This is a genomic window from Snodgrassella sp. ESL0324 (assembly GCF_013344955.1).
Lineage (GTDB): Bacteria > Pseudomonadota > Gammaproteobacteria > Burkholderiales > Neisseriaceae > Snodgrassella > Snodgrassella alvi.
In genome coordinates this window covers 90317-108128 of the sequence record NZ_JAAEDS010000015.1, presented here as the reverse complement: position 1 = coordinate 108128, position 17812 = coordinate 90317, and the positions used below count along the sequence as shown (strand labels likewise).

The 17812-nt window shown below is 43.3% G+C and carries 10 protein-coding genes; all 10 read left to right on the top strand.

What is annotated here, in order from left to right; all coding sequences use genetic code 11:
* The first annotated feature begins 31 nt into the window (after nt 1-31).
* Complete coding sequence (locus GYY70_RS10190) at nt 32-1450, top strand: MFS transporter (RefSeq protein WP_174832288.1); 1419 nt, start codon at nt 32-34, stop codon at nt 1448-1450.
* Nucleotides 1451-1530: 80 nt separating this feature from the next.
* Complete coding sequence (locus tag GYY70_RS10185) at nt 1531-2523, top strand: nucleoside hydrolase (protein ID WP_174832287.1); 993 nt, start codon at nt 1531-1533, stop codon at nt 2521-2523.
* A gap of 237 nt (nt 2524-2760) precedes the next feature.
* The gene (locus tag GYY70_RS10180) at nt 2761-3600 is read left to right on the top strand and encodes a MurR/RpiR family transcriptional regulator (protein WP_084547476.1); all 840 of its coding nucleotides are present in this window, start codon (nt 2761-2763) and stop codon (nt 3598-3600) included.
* A gap of 144 nt (nt 3601-3744) precedes the next feature.
* Nucleotides 3745-4203: a hypothetical protein gene (locus GYY70_RS10175; protein ID WP_174832286.1), complete on the top strand. Its 459-nt coding sequence runs from the start codon at nt 3745-3747 to the stop codon at nt 4201-4203.
* Nucleotides 4204-4306: 103 nt separating this feature from the next.
* Nucleotides 4307-4960 carry a YiiX/YebB-like N1pC/P60 family cysteine hydrolase gene (locus GYY70_RS10170; protein ID WP_180214752.1) on the top strand — a complete coding sequence of 218 codons (654 nt, stop codon included), beginning with the start codon at nt 4307-4309 and terminating at the stop codon, nt 4958-4960.
* 485 nt (nt 4961-5445) lie between these two features.
* Entirely contained in the window at nt 5446-6153 is a 708-nt protein-coding gene (locus GYY70_RS10165; RefSeq protein ID WP_370521204.1) for an AzlC family ABC transporter permease, read from the top strand.
* Nucleotides 6146-6448 (top strand): AzlD family protein, encoded by a 303-nt coding sequence (locus tag GYY70_RS10160; protein ID WP_174832284.1) that lies wholly within the window; start codon nt 6146-6148, stop codon nt 6446-6448. The genes GYY70_RS10165 and GYY70_RS10160 overlap by 8 nt, the downstream gene beginning before the upstream one ends.
* Nucleotides 6449-6791: 343 nt before the next feature.
* On the top strand, nt 6792-7391 hold the full coding sequence (locus tag GYY70_RS10155) for a nitroreductase family protein (protein ID WP_174832283.1): 600 nt from the start codon (nt 6792-6794) through the stop codon (nt 7389-7391).
* Nucleotides 7392-7954: 563 nt separating this feature from the next.
* Entirely contained in the window at nt 7955-9655 is a 1701-nt protein-coding gene (locus GYY70_RS10150) for a ShlB/FhaC/HecB family hemolysin secretion/activation protein (RefSeq protein ID WP_238791933.1), read from the top strand.
* Between the two features lie 65 nt (nt 9656-9720).
* Nucleotides 9721-17808, top strand: coding sequence for a hemagglutinin repeat-containing protein (locus GYY70_RS10145; protein ID WP_174832281.1), 8088 nt, complete (start codon nt 9721-9723; stop codon nt 17806-17808).
* The last annotated feature ends 4 nt before the right edge of the window (nt 17809-17812 follow it).

The window sequence follows — 17812 nt, the reverse complement described above, 5'->3', positions numbered from 1 at the left end:
TCACCCTGATTTGTAACCATAGGATATTTGAATGAGTGACTTACAATCGTCAGTTGACAGCCCGAAGAAGAGCGCAGCTGAACAGCGTTTAGCCACACCTGAAGGACGACGGGAATTTATTAAGGCAACACTTTCCTGCTGGCTCGGAACCACCATGGAGTATGTGGATTTTGCTTTATACGGTCTGGCCGCAGGGCTGGTATTCGGAGATGTGTTTTTTCCCGAATTAACGCCTAAAATTGCTCTTCTGTCCAGTTTTGCCACTTATTCAGTCGGCTTTGTTGCCCGCCCGATCGGTGCTATATTTTTTGGCTGTCTTGGCGACCTTAAAGGACGTAAATTTGTACTGGTAACCACTATTGCTCTGATGGGCATTTCCACCACACTGATTGGTTTTATCCCTAGCTATGCCACTATCGGGATATGGGCGCCACTTCTTTTAGCTGTACTGCGTTTTATGCAGGGCTTCGGAGCCGGAGCCGAACTTTCCGGCGCTACAGTAATGCTGGGAGAATATGCACCACCTAAACACCGCGGTCTGATTGCTTCTATTATTGGCATCGGTTCTAACAGCGGTACACTGGTCGCTTCAGCTGTCTGGCTGCTGGTGTTAATGCTGGATAAAGAAGATGTAGCCAGCTGGGGATGGCGGATACCATTTATTCTCAGTGCACTGATAGCTATTGCCGCTACTCTTATTCGCCGCCATGTACGGGAAACTCCGGTATTCGAGCAGGAACAAAATGAAGTTAAACAGTCCCGGATGCAAAAAACTGAAATATCAGCTTCACAAGCTACTGAAATAGATGATGAACATCCTATACTGTCACGTGTTGATGCAATTTTGTCACGTAATAAAGCATTTTTCGTCATGCTGGGCTTGCGTATCGGTGAAAACGGCCCATCTTACCTCGCACAGGGATTTGTTATCGGCTATGTGGTCAAATTTCTGAAAGTGAATCAAACTGTTGCTACTTCTGCGGTATTTGTTGCATCTTTGTTAGGCTTTTTTGTGATTCCGTTTGCCGGCTGGTTATCCGACCGGTTTGGTCGCCGTATTGTTTACCGCTGGTTCTGTTTTCTGCTGATGCTGTATGCTGTTCCGGCTTATATGTTTCTGGAAACACGAGATCCTTTTATCGTAGCCAGTATTATTGTTATTGGTATGTGTCTGGCGTCACTGGGTATTTTCGGTGTACAGGCAGCCTATGGGGTAGAACTGTTCGGGGTGCGTAACCGTTATTCCAAAATGGCTCTGGCTAAAGAGCTCGGAGGCATCATGTCTGGTGGTATTGCGCCATTAGTTGCCTCAGCATTGCTGGCTCAGTATGGTACATGGTGGCCGATTGCAATTTATTTTGCAGCAATGGCAGGCATTGGCTTTATAACTACATTCTATGCTCCGGAAACTCGCGGACGTGACCTGAATGCAGTAGAAGACGCTATTTAACTGCTTTAACAAATTGATAGAATCACCAATAACGGAGTCAGTTACTGACTCCGTTATAATTGAAGCACAGGTAAATATTTATGAAGCGTATCGTAATTGACTGTGATCCCGGTAACGGTATTGCAGGCGCGAATGTAGATGACGGGCTGGCACTGGCGCTGGCACTGGCTGCAGATTCAATTAAACTGGAATTGATTACCATTGTGGCTGGTAATACACCACGGGATACCGGTTTTCAGGTAGCGCACCAATTAATGCAGGAATTGAATCAAAGCATCCCGGTAGTAAAAGGAGCTGCTCAGGCATTACTTGAACCGGCTGCCCCATGGCGAGAACAACTGGATAATAATGTACGCAAACAGGGATTATTGTCTTTATGGGACAATCTGCCGCCGCTGCCGCCATTAAATGATCACAGTGCGCCACATGCGGCTCAGGCAATTGGTGAACTGGTGTGTAAGAACCCCGGTGAAATTACCGTGGTGGCTATTGGTCCGTTAACCAATATTGCCCATACCATCCAGCTTTATCCCGATTTTGCCCGGTCTGTTGCCGAAATTGTCATCATGGGCGGTGTATTTCAGCTGGACAGCTACCTTAAGGACACCAACTTCGCTGTTGACCCTGAAGCAGCCAAAATTGTTATCGAAAGTGGAGCCAATATTACCCTTGCACCGCTGGACGTAACTACACAGACACTGCTCACCCATCAGGATCTGGATAAACTTCAGAGCTTTGCCAATCCGCTTGCAGATTTTATTGTCCGTACATCACGTCCGTGGATGGACTATTCTATTCAGACACGCCAGCTGGCCGGTTGCTGGATTCATGATGTATTGTGTGTCGCCAAGCTGATTGATGAAAGCATTGTTACCAGCTCGCCTTATATTGTTGATGTATCCACTGCGCGCGACTATACCCGTGCCAGCAGCCGTCGCTGGAAAGAGGGTGCACTCAGACTGACTGTCGGTATGCCCCCAGTCAGTCATCAGCCTGTTAATGTAATGGAGCAGGTAGATAATCAGCGTTTACTTGAAATTATATTTAATGCATTAGGTCAGTATCACTGCTAGAAAATATCAGAATATCTTACAGTAATAACAAAAATCTGTTCTAATACCGCTATAATAAATATTTATGGTTTTAATAACCATCATGATAACGATAATCCGCATCAGAATATTGCATTTGTTTATTTCAGTGTTAGCATAGGCACGCAATACAAGAGAAATCAGCAGGTTTACCATGTATAAATTAATTATCAATATTTCTCTTCCTGTTTTGTGGCGACAACAAAACAGGAGAGCATAATGTTAGCCAAAATCAGTCAGAAATTACCTGAATTATCTTCAGCGGAACGCCGGGTGGCTGAGTGTGTACTGGCGCAGACCAAGTGGTTTGTACACGCAGCTGTAGCCAATATTGCTAAAGAGGCACGTGTCAGCCAGCCTACGGTTATCCGTTTTTGCCGCAGCATGGGCTATAGCGGATTGCCTGAATTTAAACTTAATCTTTCTGCCAGTATCGGTCATGACGGCATGCCATATGTCCATGAAGAACTCAATAGTACCGACTCTATGCAGGACGTGCTGAATAAAGTTATAGCCAGTACCGCAGCCACGGTGCTTGGCAGCCGTAAATCCCTTAATGCGGCTGACTTGGAAACCGCTGTCAGGCTGATGGCCAAGGCTCGCCGTATAGAATTCTATGGGGCAGGCAATTCAGGTATTGTCGCAATGGATGCTCAGCACAAACTTTTCCGTTTTGGTTTGTCTACAGTTGCCTATACCGATAGTCATGTACAACTGATGGCTGCTGCCGTATTGTCACCACAAGATGTGCTGGTTGTTATTTCGCATTCAGGTTCTTCACGAGATTTACTTGATGCAATTAAAATTGCCAAAGGTAACGGTGCCAAAGTAATCGCTCTTACCCGTGCCGGATCACCCGTCGCACAAGCCTGTGACTGTGTCATTAGTGTTGTTACCCCTGAAGACAGCGAAAAATATACCCCGATGATTTCCCGTCTGCTGCAGCTGATGGTAGTTGATATGCTGACTATCGGCCTGGCCTTGCATCTGGGCGAAAATGTAAGCGAAATGCTGGCAAAAACCAAGGCAGGGGTTAAGCTGAAATTTTTACAACATTAATTTCAGCAGAAAAACAGCTTTTGGTATGATTTACTATCAGCCAATATGATTACCTGTATAAAGTTTCTGCCTGTTGTCAGCGGGTTTGCATTGCCCCCTCAGGCACGGTATTTATCTTAAATTATTACAACGAAATGAGCGCTAGTGAGTAACAAAACCCGTCAAATTAAACGTCAGACCGAACAGCAGAAAAATGTTAAAACTTCAGGAGTGGCTACGCAGCAGAAAAGAGGCTCTGCCATCCTAGTAGGTATTATTGCTATTTGTCTGCTTGCCGGGGGGCTGTACATCGGCGGCTGGTTTAATCTGGTTACGCCGGCACAGATTCAGCAGTGTGAAACAGCAGTCAGACAAGCATTTCCACAGGCTGCTGATCAGAATGTCTTGCTGCCCAAATGTAATAATCGCCATATGATTGAAGGCATGAGCAGCCCGGGCAGTCAGAAACTGAGTTCTAAACAGATACTGGACAGTCTGGATGTGGGCAAAACTGTTGATTTAGTTTCCATGTTTATCGGTGGTGCGCTGATTGGTGCGGCTATTGCTGCATTTGCTGCCAGTTACCGTATTTTCCAGCGCAAGCTTGGTAAAAATACCGATTGATTTAAAAGCGTACTTTACAGCCTCATTCTATAAATAAATACTGGTTAATCAATGTATATGCAGTATAATTAATCATTATTTACTAATAAGATATGGTTTGTGCATGAATAAAAAAACTATCCGTTTATTGCTGGCTCTGGTGTGCAGTTTATTCTTTAGCCTGAATGTCTATGCCCAGAAATCCTTTAAACCACAAAATGGTGATCTTATTTTTCTGGAAAATTGTGACGGCGGTATGGATAGTGCCATTAAAGCTGCTACCAGTGGTCTGGCCGGATATAATTTTACTCATGTCGGAATTGTCTGGCAGAAAACCCCAAATCAGTATTTTGTTATTGAAGCTACCACTCCTGAAGTTCGCATCACATCCCTGAAAACATATCTGCATCCCAAAAAACAGTGTCAGCCGCGAGCAGTAGTGGGCAGATTGAAAGCACCTTATCAGGCACTGATACCTTCTGCTCTGATTTATGCACAGCAAAAAGTAGGTAAAAAATACGATGATGCCTTTGATATCACCAACGATCAGTATTACTGTTCTGAGCTGATTTATCAGATATTCAAGGAAGCCAACAACGGGCAGGAAGTATTCCCATTACGCGCAATGACCTTTAAATCTAAAGATACTGGAGAATTTCCTGATTACTGGGTAAAGCATTTCCAGAAAATGGGTATTCCGATACCTGAGGGTCAGCCCGGAAATAATCCGGGCGATATGTCCCGCTCTGATTTAATTGATATTGTTCATTACTATTAGTCATTAACCAACAGACCAGCATTAATTATGCTGGTCTGTTTCATTATATAAACTAAATTTTATCCGGCATATATCAAATTAACCAATCACTAATCATGAGCCAGATAAACGGATAAATACAGATATCTGCAATATTCCTGAATAATGAAAATTAATAGCATCAAAAACTTTATACCGAGTTAGCTGTCTTATATTTATAATTAGCAAAATGACAACTGTATTTTTAAAGACAGAATTTTATACATCAATACAAAATCATTCTATTAATAGAATAGAAAGCGAATGGATAAAATAATCCAATTGTAATCAACTTGCATAAAAAAATTCAAAGCTATGATATTATAATCACATAAAATTATTTATTTGTACCGAGTCCGCCCAATTAAGCTGTAATTCATTATCTATATTGGTATTTTATGTTTACGTTGTGTAAATATCCTCTTTATAATACACAACACTCAATTTACACCAGAAAGCATCAAACAGTGTCATCGTCTGCCGTATCACAACCAGGACAGGAATTTAAAAGAGGGTTGATTACCGCTTTGCCGGTTATGCTGAGTGTTATTCCGTTTTCACTGGTTTTAGGTGCGCAGGCAATTCAAAAAGGAATGCGTACCGGCGAAATTTCACTGCTTACTGCGGTAAACTTTGCCGGTGGTTCCGAATTTGTAGCGGTTAATTTGTGGACTTCACCCCCGCATTTAATCTTAATTGCTTTAATGACACTACTGGTAAACAGTCGCCATATTCTGATGAGTGCGGCACTGACACCTTATCTAAAAGATCTGCCCAGACGAAAAGTATTATCTGCGTTGTTTTTAATGTGTGACGAAAGCTGGGCGCTGGCATTTACTGATGCGAAAAACTCACCAAAGCAGAAATTCAGCTATTATTTTTATCTTGGTGCCGGCATAGGTCTGTATGTCGTCTGGGTCGGATTCACAACTGTGGGTGCACTAATCGGACCAGTTATTGGCGATGTCACTCATTACGGCTTTGATATGGCCTTTGTGGCAGTATTTCTGGTTTTACTCAAAGGAATGTGGAAAGGTTTTACTGCAGCTATTCCATGGCTGGTAAGCCTGCTGGCAGCGATTGCCGGCTATCTTTTCCTGCCTGGTGCATGGTATGTATTACTGGGTACAATAGCAGGCTTAACTGTAGCTTTTATCATGGCAGCGTATGATTGATTTATCAGCTTTACTCACTATTCTGGCCATGGCGGTAGTTACTTACATTACCCGAATCAGTGGTTATCTATTATTACGCAAGCGTAAGCTTAGTCCGCGCCTGACCAAAGTCCTTGAATCCGTTCCCGGCTGTGTTCTGATTGCTGTAATTGCTCCTGCCTTTGCCACAACCAATCCGGCTAATCTTTTGTCCGTTATCATCACGATATTACTGGCGTGGCGATTTTCACTGTTGCCAACAGTGGTGTTCAGTATCGCTATTACGGCTTTTTTGCGTCACTATCTGCTCAGCTAAATATTGCGTATTCCTGACCCAATAACAGTAATAATTTATAAAAATATATTAAAAACAGTCTGTTTGATAGTACAAATCTGGCATTTTCATAGAAATAAAAAAATCAATTCCTGTAAGGAAATGCTGTGTAACAACGACTTCAAACCGGCGCAATTATCATCAATTCCAATTTATTTTATTTGTTATATTTTGTTTTTTAAGAAAATAAAATTTATTAATATCTAAAATGAATAATTTTTGTACTGATAAACGGGGCTGGGTAGACTTAAATTTTTCCGCTAGTATATTAATGTATGTTGGAGCTAATTTATTAATTTAAATGCATAATGATAAAGGAAAGAACATGAATAATACATTAATAGAAGCCATTGAAAAACGTCGTACTCAGTATGCACTCGGTAGGAATATTACTCAGGCACAGGAAGAAATAACTGCTTTAATAGAAGAAGCCATTAAACTGTCTCCGTCAGCTTTTAATTCGCAAAGTTCACGTGCTGTAATCCTGTTTGGTCAGCAAAGTGAAAAATTTTGGCGTATTGTCATGAATGAATTGCGTATCATAGTACCTGCAGACAAATTTGCCCCCACAGAAGCCAAAATTAATAGTTTTGCGGCTGGTGTCGGTACCATATTATTTTATGAAGATCAGCAAATCATCACCAGCCTGCAACAGCAATATCCCAGCTATGCTGAGCAGTTTCCTGTCTGGTCGGAACAGGGAAGCGGTATTGCCCAGTTTGCAGTCTGGTCTGCTCTGGCAAATGCCGGCATCGGCGCCAGCCTGCAACACTATAACCCTTTGCCGGATGCGGCAGCTGCTAAAGAATGGCAGATACCGGAAAGCTGGAAGCTGCGTGCAATGATGCCTTTTGGTTCCAATGAAGCACCTTTCCCTGAAAAAAGCTTTATTGATGATACGGAGCGATTTAAAGTATTTTACTGAATCAGATAATCAGATATCTGCATAAATGAATTCCGAAATGCTGCCGGCCGGATCAGAATATCTCTGATCCGGTTAGATTTTTATCGATTTTTCGCTTCGGAATGATAATTTTAGCCCTTTTTGAACAATTAGAACTAATATTGCTTTTTTATTATAATAAAAATATAAAATTTTAAGATTTTAAATATATTAATCTAATATTGATAATTAACTATAAATTTAAATATAAAAAAGCTAATACTATATTTTGATATAAATTTTATATTTGAAAACTTTTATATAATTCATTAATTTTAATTAAATTGCAAAATTGATGTTAAAACATATATTTATATAATCCTTAATATCGATTTAATGCATGCCTCTATAAAAAATATTATTACTGCTAAAATAATTTTGCATATTTATGTAAATGACTTTGGAATATTTAAATTTGTAATTAACTTTTACTAACGGTACAATTAACTAATTTTAACATTAATTAAGCATAAATGCGTATAAAAAATCTAGTTTTATTGTTAAATCTATTATGGATAAGCCTTCTACATGCCAATGCTGCATCAATGAACGAAGTGGCTGAACAGATAGATAAGAAACAACAGCAGCAGATTATTCGCGAGCAGCAGCGTCAACAGCAATTCCAGCAGCAAATGCAGCCTGATGTAAACGTACATTTGCAGCCTGCGGAAGAAAATCTGTCTGGAACAGGTAAACTGATAACAGATGAAACTCCCTGTTTTGCTATCCAGGACATCAGTCTGGTCGGAGAAGATGCAGGTCATTTTCAGTTTGCCCTGAAAAAAGCTCTTCGTCAGAGTCAGTTTACGCCCGGTATGTGTTTGGGCGGAAAAGCGATAAATCAGATTATGACTCTGGCACAAAATGCCGTTATAGAACGTGGCTATACCACTACCCGTATTCTGGCCAGTCCGCAAGATATTAATAGCGGGCAGCTACAGCTGAGTGTTATTGCCGGACGGGTTCATGCTATTCGTTATAATATGGATGATTCTGCATCCAGACATGTTGGTCGTATTCGCCATATTCAGAATGAATTTCCGGTCAGAGCCGGTGATATTCTGAATTTACGTGCACTGGAGCAAGGGCTTGAAAATCTTCGTCGGGTTCCGACTGCCGAAGCCGATATTCAGATTGTGCCGGCAGAAGAGCCCAATCAGAGTGATATAGTAATAAGCTGGTCTCAGCGTACCATTCCATTGCGTTTAAGTTTCAATATAGACGATTCCGGCAGTCATTCAACCGGACGTTATCAAGGGGGTGTCACCCTGTCGGCAGATAATCCTCTTGGATTAAGTGATTTATTCTACATCAACTACAATCATGATCTGGGTAGCAAAGACAGCTATTTTGACAGTGATGGCAATCGTACCGGCAGTGGTACACACGGCTATGCCCTGCATTACTCAGTTCCTTTCGGTAACTGGCAGATTGCCTTCAACCGTAATCATTACCGCTATCATCAGGCAATAGCAGGTTATAACGAAAACTACGATTACAGTGGTAACAGTGACAATACCGATCTGGGTTTAACCCGTATGCTTTACCGCAACAGCCATCGCAAAATCGATGCTACTGCTAAGGTATGGAAACGCGAATCGCATAATTTTATTAACGATGCCGAAATTGAAGTTCAGCAGCGTCATACTGCAGGCTGGGCTGTCAATCTGAATCATCAGGAATATATCGGTAATGCCGTCGTCAATCTGGGGCTGGGCTATAAGCGTGGTACTGGCGCGGATAACAGTTTGCGTGCACCTGAAGAAGAATTTGGTGAAGGTACTTCACGCATGAAAATCATTACCGTAGATGCCGGTTTATTGTGGCCGTTCACGCTGGGTAATCAGCAGTTAAGCTATGACAGCTCCTTTCACGGACAGTGGAACAAAACACCATTAATCACACAGGATCAGCTTTCCATTGGCGGCCGTTACACCGTGCGTGGTTTTGATGGCGAAGTTACCTTGATGGGTGAGCGCGGCTGGTACTGGAATAATAACTTGAACTGGCAATACAAAGGCCGCCATCAGGTATATCTCGGACTTGATGTCGGCCACGTTTCCGGGCCATCAACTGAAATGCAGCTGGGAAAAACACTGGCTGGAGCAGTTATCGGCTTTAAAGGACAAATCAAAGCTGGCGGACAATGGTATTACGACATCTTTGCCGGTAAACCAATATACAAACCGCAATACTTTCGTACGGACAGAACCAATGTCGGCTTCAGTCTTAATTATTCAATGTAAATTGTTAAAGAAACAAAAAATGGCTATGAATTAAAGATATAAAGCCAGATTTAAGAGGATTAATTATGAACAAAAACCGTTATAAAATCATATTCAATAAAAAAAGAGGCATGCTGGTAGCCGTAGCAGAAAACACCACTCGCGAAGGTAAAAGCACAGCCGACCGCAGCAGTAACAGCATTACCGGCAGCCTGCTGGCCAAGTTGCCATTAATCACTGGGTCTATCCTGTTAGGACTGGGTTTATGCGTATTGACCGGTAATGGAGCTATTGCGGCCGACATTCACGCAGATACATCTGCACCTAAGAATCAGCAGCCCACCATATTACAAACTGCCAATGGTGTACCACAGATAAATATTCAGACTCCAAGTAAAGGCGGCGTGTCCGTCAATCAGTACCGGCAGCTGGATGTAAATCAAAAAGGTGTTATCCTCAACAATAGCCGTAAAAGCGTTCAGACACAGCAGGCCGGCTGGGTACAGGGCAATCCCTGGCTGGCCAGAGGCGAAGCCAGAGTTATTGTTAACCAGATTAATAGCAGCAACCCCAGCCGGATTAACGGCTACATCGAAGTAGCCGGTAAACGTGCCGAAGTTATCATGGCAAACCCCGCCGGAATCAATGTTAACGGAGGTGGCTTTATTAATGCTGCCGGTGTAACACTGACTACCGGCAAACCCATACTCAATAATGGTAGTCTGGATGGTTTTCAGGTACGTGAAGGCAATATCAGCATCAACGGACAGGGGCTGGATAGTCGGGGTAGTGATTACACCAATATCCTGACCAAAGCTGCTCAAATCAATGCCGGCATCTGGGCAAATAATCTCAATATTATTGCCGGCAGCAACGATATTACTTCGCAGGGTGAAATTACACCCAGCTATCCGGCTGAGAACTCAGCTCTAAACCAGGTAGCCATAGACAGTGGCAAACTGGCCGGTATGTACGCAGGTAAAATCACACTCGTCAGCAACGACAAAGGTGTCGGCATTAATAATGCCGGTCAGATATTTGCCGGAGCAGGTGGCGTACAGATTAGTGCCGATGGCAAACTGAGTAACAGCGGCAGTATCGTTGCTGCTGATAAGAGCAGTGTCGGCGCAGATAGTGCTACAGCCGCCATCAAAGCTGACAGTATCAGCAACAGCGGTACTGTCTCCAGCCTGGGTAAACTGCAATTACAGAGCCGGCAGCTAGGCAACAGTGGTTTAATTACCAGTGCTGACGAACTGAATATCCGTAACCGGCAACAACTGGATAATCAGGGAGAAATCAACGGTGGCCGTCTGGACATCATCAGTGACAGCCTTCATAACCGTAACGGCAAAATTATCCAGAGCGGTTTGCAGGCGTTGAGTCTGGAAACAGATAAACTAAGCAACGAAAACAACGGTCTGATTGGTTATGCACCAGCAGAAAGCAGCACAGAACCAGCCCCTGACAAACCGGCTAACACCGGAGAACCGTCAGACAGCAATACCAATCCGCCAGGCAGTGCAACAGCAACAGGTCAGACCAAACCTGCACTCAGCCAGCCTAAACAGTTTGCAGCCGGACAAATCATCAGCCGGCAGGAAATTATCAATGATAACGGGCAGATTATAGGTAATGGCGGCATCGATCTTAATGCTCATAACGGATTGAGTAACCATGCTAATCTGCATCTGAATCACCTTCAGGTAAGCGGAGAGTTGCTGGATAATACTCAGGGCAAACTGATTGTCAGACAGGCACAAATCAAAACTGACCGGCTGGATAACCGGCAGGGTGAAATCAGCAGCAGCGAGCAGTTACAGTACGCAGGTAAAGCACTGGATAACCGCCATGGTCGTATCCAGTCAGCCGGACAGATAGAAATTAACAGCGCAGAAACAAATAACAGCAATAGCGGTGTAATAGCAGCCCAGAACAAATTGCAGCTTAATAGCAGCAGCTACATTGATAACAGCAATGCCGGGCAGTTGTGGAGCGGCGGTCAGACAGAGCTGGAAACAGACACTCTGAACAACAGCAGCGGAGCGATAGACAGTAACAGCCTGAGGATAGATGCAGCAAATCTGAATAACCGGCAGGGTGCTGTCCGCAGCATAGCTGATCAGCAACTGAAGATACAAAATCAGGCAGATAATCGTGACGGACAAATTGGCAGTAATGGTCAGCTGACTATTTATGCTACTAGCATCGAAAACAGCAATGGTAAAATCAGTGCCGGTAAACAGGCAGATATATACAGTAGCGAATTAAACAATCAGCTGGGCTCAATAGATGCAGAAGCCATCCGGATTAGCAGTAATAATCTGAATAACAAACAAGGCGCTATACGTGCCAATGAAAAAATCGATGCCGTAATTAACCAGTCCCTCAATAATCAGCAGGGGCAGATAAGCGCTCTTAAAGACATATCAATTAGCGGTAACGGCACTGATAACAGTGGCAATAATCTCCATGTAGATAATAGCGATAATGGCCGGATTATTGCCGGGCAGAATCTTAGTTTGCATGCAAAAAATCTCAACAACCAAAGTACTATTGCTGCCGGGAATGATGCAGATATTGCGCTGATTGATGATTTCAGCATTGATACAGATCTGAGTGCCGGTCATAACCTGAGTATCAGCAGTCAGGGAAATATCAGTAATAGCCATACCGTAACCGGCAGCAATAGCGTAATTATCAAAGCGGCGAACATCAGTAACCAGACCAATGGGATTATTCAGAGTAACAGCCATACCGAACTGAACGCAGCTGACAGTATTACTAATCGCGGTCTGCTCAATAGTAACGGTACTACACTGATACAGTCGGGCAGCAACATCAACAACATCGGTACCGGCCGTATTTATGGTAATCATGTGGCTATTGGTACTCATAACTTGTTTAATCAGGAAGAAAACACCGGTACCGAAACCAAAGCGGCAGTGGTAGCAGCCAGAAATCGTCTGGATATTGGTGCTTCCAATATCATAAATCAAGAGCATGCTCTGTTATCCAGCGAAGGTGATATTGCTATCGGAGGCATTCTGAATGAGCAGCATCAGGCCAGTGGTATGGCAGACAGTCTCATTAACAGCAGTGCACGGATAGAAGCGCAGGGTAATGGCAATATTGCAGTTAAACAATTAAAAAATCAAAATAACCATTTTAGCGTAGAAGAATATCTGGAGAGCAGTAACCAAATTCATCAGTATCAGGAGAAAGGTAACCCTGAAATCTGGGTAGATGGTGTAGACGGTAAATATAAAAAAGAAAGAAAAAAAATCAGTTTTACCTTTAATGATAAAAGCCAGAAAGTATGGAAAAAATATTCAGTATCAAACCTGCACTGGTGGGATTTTAAACGTGATATTTATAAACAGAAAGTAACCGAAACTCAGCCCGGAGAAATTATTATAGGCGGAGATTTAACCGTCAGTGGTGAATACTGGCTTAATGACAACAGCCATATTATCGTTGGTGGCACCTTGCAGAGTACAGATAATCTGAATCTGGAGAACAAAGAAACCAAAGGCCGGCAGCGAGTAGAAGAGCATGGAATAGAGGGTGGCTATAAGTATGTGAATTCAATCACGTCAAAGGGAAAAATTGAAACGAATGGTGAAACCCCGTATAACAAAACTATCATCAGCAGCCATGAATTTGATACTCCGGTCAGTGTAGTACAGCAACACACCAGCACAGGAACCAATCAGGCACATGCAGAGCAGGTTCAAAACAATAACCAGCTACAGCAGCAAGATAAGGCACAGACACAGTTAAACAGTCACAACCAGAACATACAGACCCTCAGTGATTACAATACCAAACTGCCTAACAACAGCCTTTATCATATTAGTCCGGATAATAGCGGCTATCTGGTAGAAACTGATCCGGCCTTTACCAACATGAGAAAATGGCTGGGCAGTGATTATATGCTCAGCGCTCTGGGGCAGAATCCCGAGAACATGCAAAAACGGCTTGGTGACGGCTACTATGAACAGCGGCTGATTAACGAGCAGATAGCTAAACTGACCGGTTACCGTTATCTCGAAGGCTACAGCGATAATGAAGAGCAATATAAAGCACTGATGAATGCCGGTATCGCATATGCACAGAAATTTAACCTGACACCGGGAATAGACCTGAGCCCTGAGCAAATGGCGCAACTGACAAGTAACATCGTGTGGATGGTCAGCCAGACCGTCACTCTGGCAGATGGCAGCCAGCAGACAGTACTCGTACCTAAAGTGTATCTGATGGTTCACAGCGGAGATGTCAATGACAACGGCAGTCTCATCAGCGCCCGCAATATTAACCTGCAAAATAGCGGTAATATAAATAATCAGGGCACCATAGCCGGTCAGAATATTACCAGTATCGGTGCACAGAATATCAGCAACAGCGGTACTATCAGTGGCAATAAAGTTGGTCTCACTGCCAAAGAGAACATTGACTTTAATGGCGGAGTGGCCACAGGTAAAGATCTGCTTAGTCTGAAAGCCGATAAAATCAACCTCAGCAGCACTACCGTCAGCTATGGAGATGAACATAATGGCGGCACCATTATTGACCGCACCGCAGGATTATATGTCACTGGTGAAAAAGACAGTATTCTTAGTGTGGCCGGTATACACGGTATTACCAGTCACGGTGCCGGCATTACCAATACAGCTGAGAATGGCATTACTCAGCTTAGCTCCGGAGAGGGCATTATCGATCTTAATACAGTGACCACTGCAACCAATATGGCCTCAGGCAGCCGCAGCGATAAAAATCACTGGATAAACCGTTATCAGAATGAAACCGGTACCAGCATCAATGCCATCGGCGACATTAACATACTTTCCGGAGAGCAACTCAATATCAGGCAGGGTGATATCAACAGCCTTCAGGGTAATATCAACCTTTATGGTAAAAACGGCGTTAATATCAGCGAAGGACGCCAGCAAACCGAGATGGATCATTCTACATATATTAAATCCAGCGGTCTGTTGTCGAAAAAAACCAGTCTTGATCAGTATCAGGCCGACCATGATGAAGCTGTATCCAGTAATATTACCGGAGCTTTAATCAACATCAGCAGCGATAAAGACATTAATATCCGTGGTAGCAACGTCATCTCTGATTTCGGTACCATTATGCAGGCGGGTAACGATATCAGCATCAGCGCCGCAGAAAATCATTATGCTGATCGTCAGTATCACAAAGATACTAAATCCGGTCTGATGGGCAGCGGCGGTATCGGCTTCACTATCGGTAAACAGAAAGAAACTGACGATACCACCAGTAAATCTCTTGTTCACAGCGGCAGCAGCATCGGCAGCCTGTACGGAGATACCGTTATCATTGCGGATAATCACTACAACCAGACCGGCAGCAGCGTGAGCACACCTGCAGGCAATGTAACCATAGCGGCTAAAGATATAAATATTGCAGCTGCGCAAGATAAACATAACCGAGACAATATTCATACTTTTGAAAAGAGCGGACTCACCGTTGCTGTCAACGTACCTGTGGTGAATGCCATCCAGACTGCGAATACTGCCATTAACCGCGTAGGTAAAAGTAAAAATGACCGCGTCAATGCCATGGCTGCCTTCAATGCCGGTATGGATACCTACAAAGCAGGCGAAGCTTTGAATAAACTTGGCAGCGATCAATCAGCAGACCAAAATGTCAGTGTCAGCATAACCATCGGTCAGCAGAAGAGTCGCAGTGAAAATCACACAAAAGATACCGTGGCCTCTGCCAGTCAGATTAATGCCGGCGGAACAGTCAATTTACTGGCAACGGGCGCAGGCAAAGACTCTAATATCAACATTATCGGATCAGATGTGGCAGGCAGCAAAGGCACCCATTTACAGGCAGATAACGAAATTAACCTGCTTGCAGCCGAACAAAGCCACAGCGAGCGCAGCAGTAATAAATCCAGCGGTTGGAATGCCGGAGTGGCTATCAGCTATGGCTCTGGTGGCACATCTCTGGGTGTTACAGCCGGGGGCAATCTGGGTAAAGGCCATGGTAACGGAGACGAAACCAGCTACCGGAACAGCCATGTCGGCATTAGCAGCGGCAGTACCAGCCTCAGCAGTGGCGGTGCTACCAACATCATAGGTGCACAGGTAATCGGTAAAGGCGTGAGTATAGATGCAGCCGAGCTGAACATAGCCAGCCTGCAGGACAAAGCAAAATATGACAGTAAACAGGAGAATATCAGCGGACAGGTCACTGTAGGCTACGGTGCATCGGGATCGGCCAGCTACAGCAAGAGCAAAATCAAAGCCGATTATGCCGGAGTAACCGAACAAAGCGGCATCATAGCCGGAGATGACGGCTATCAGATTAAAGTCAAAGGCAATACAGATCTGAAAGGTGCCATCATAACTTCTGCCAGTGCCGCAGAAGCAGCAGGTAAAAACAGCCTGATTACCGGCAGTCTTACCAGCAGTGACATCAAAAATCACAGCGATTACAGTGGCAGCAGCATTGGAATAGGTGCAAGTGGTAACTATCACGGAGGCTGGGATAATTCCAGCATAAACAACCAAACAGGCGAGAGTGTCAGCAACGTCAAAGGAACGGTTGGCTATGGTAGTGACAGTGGTCATACCAGCAGTATTACCCACAGCGGTATTAATACCGGCAATATCATCATCACTGATGAAGCAGCGCAGCAGCAGAAAACCGGCAAAACCGTAGCAGAAACCATAGCAGCCATCCATACTGATATCAGCAGCGAAGATTATGCTGATAAGGCCGGATATCTGCATAATAACTTTGATAAAGATAAGGTACAGAAAGAGCTGGATTTACAGCGTGAAATCAGTCAGGAATTCAGCGATAACATGCAGACAGCCTCTGCTATGATAAACAGTAAAAAAGATGCCCTCAAAGAAAAACTGAAAAATACAGCACTGAGTCCGGAAGAACGTGAAAAATATGAAAAAGAACTGTCGCAGTGGAATGCAGGCGGATTACTGTTAAATGCGATAGGAGCAGGCCTGTCCGCCCCGACTAACAGTATAGGAGGGATAGTGGCAGCCACAGCCAGCCCGATAGTTTCATATCAGATAGGACAGTACTTTAAAGGAAAAGATGCAGAAGGCAGCACTGCGCATCTGGTGGCGCACGCAGTAGTAGGAGCAGCAGTAGCGGCAGCAGGAGGAAATAATGCACTGGCTGGCGGACTGGCTGCGGCAGGATCAGAAGCTCTGGCACCGGTAGTATCGAAATGGCTGTATGGCAAAGAATCAAAAGATTTAACTGCAGATGAAAAAGCCACGGTTTCATCAATCATAGGGCTGGCCGGAGCAGCAACAGGAGCGGCAGTAGGCGGCAGTATGGCTGATGTGGCACAGGGGAATCAGGCCGGACATACGGCAGTGGATAATAATGAACTGGCGTGGAAATTAACACAAAAAGTACAGGAAAAAGAAATTATAGACTTTTTCTATAAAAATTTAGGTAATAAAGTAAAGCTGCAACCTAAACTAGATAAAGATGGTAATCCTATAAAAACCAGTGATGGCTATGAAATTTTGGAACTAAGTATTATTGGTGATATAAGTAAACTTACTCCAAAAGAACAAAAAGTATATGAAAATTTACAAAAAATAATTAATGACCTTAATTATGTTGCTAAAGTAACAATTGACAAAAATGTACCTATGGTAAATACAGGTGATTATCAAAATCAAATAATTGATTTAGAAGATGTGCTTGAATACGATAAAATTCCATATGGAATTAGTGGTATTGCAGCTATTATGCATGAATTGTATGAGCAATATGAAAAATCAAAACATGGAACAGCAATTGGTAGTATAGGTAACTGGGATAAAAGTAAATGGAAGCCAGAGAATGATCCCAAATCAGATTTTAGTATGGATCATAGTGCAGCTGTTGATCTGCAAAATCAAATTGACAATACTGAACGAGCGCAGGGCTCTTTTAAAGACAAAAATTCAGGAAAGAGTTTTGATATGCTATATGTGGATAAGACAAATAATCAAGTTATTGGTGTTGTTGAGGAAAAAAAAGGAAATCAGTATATTTCAAGAGAGACAGTAATATTACCTGATTCTAATGGTTATTATGATATAAATGCTACTATTCAAGGCCAGACTGGTCCAATGCGATTCAGATTGAAAAATGGACAAATGTTACGTTAGGAAG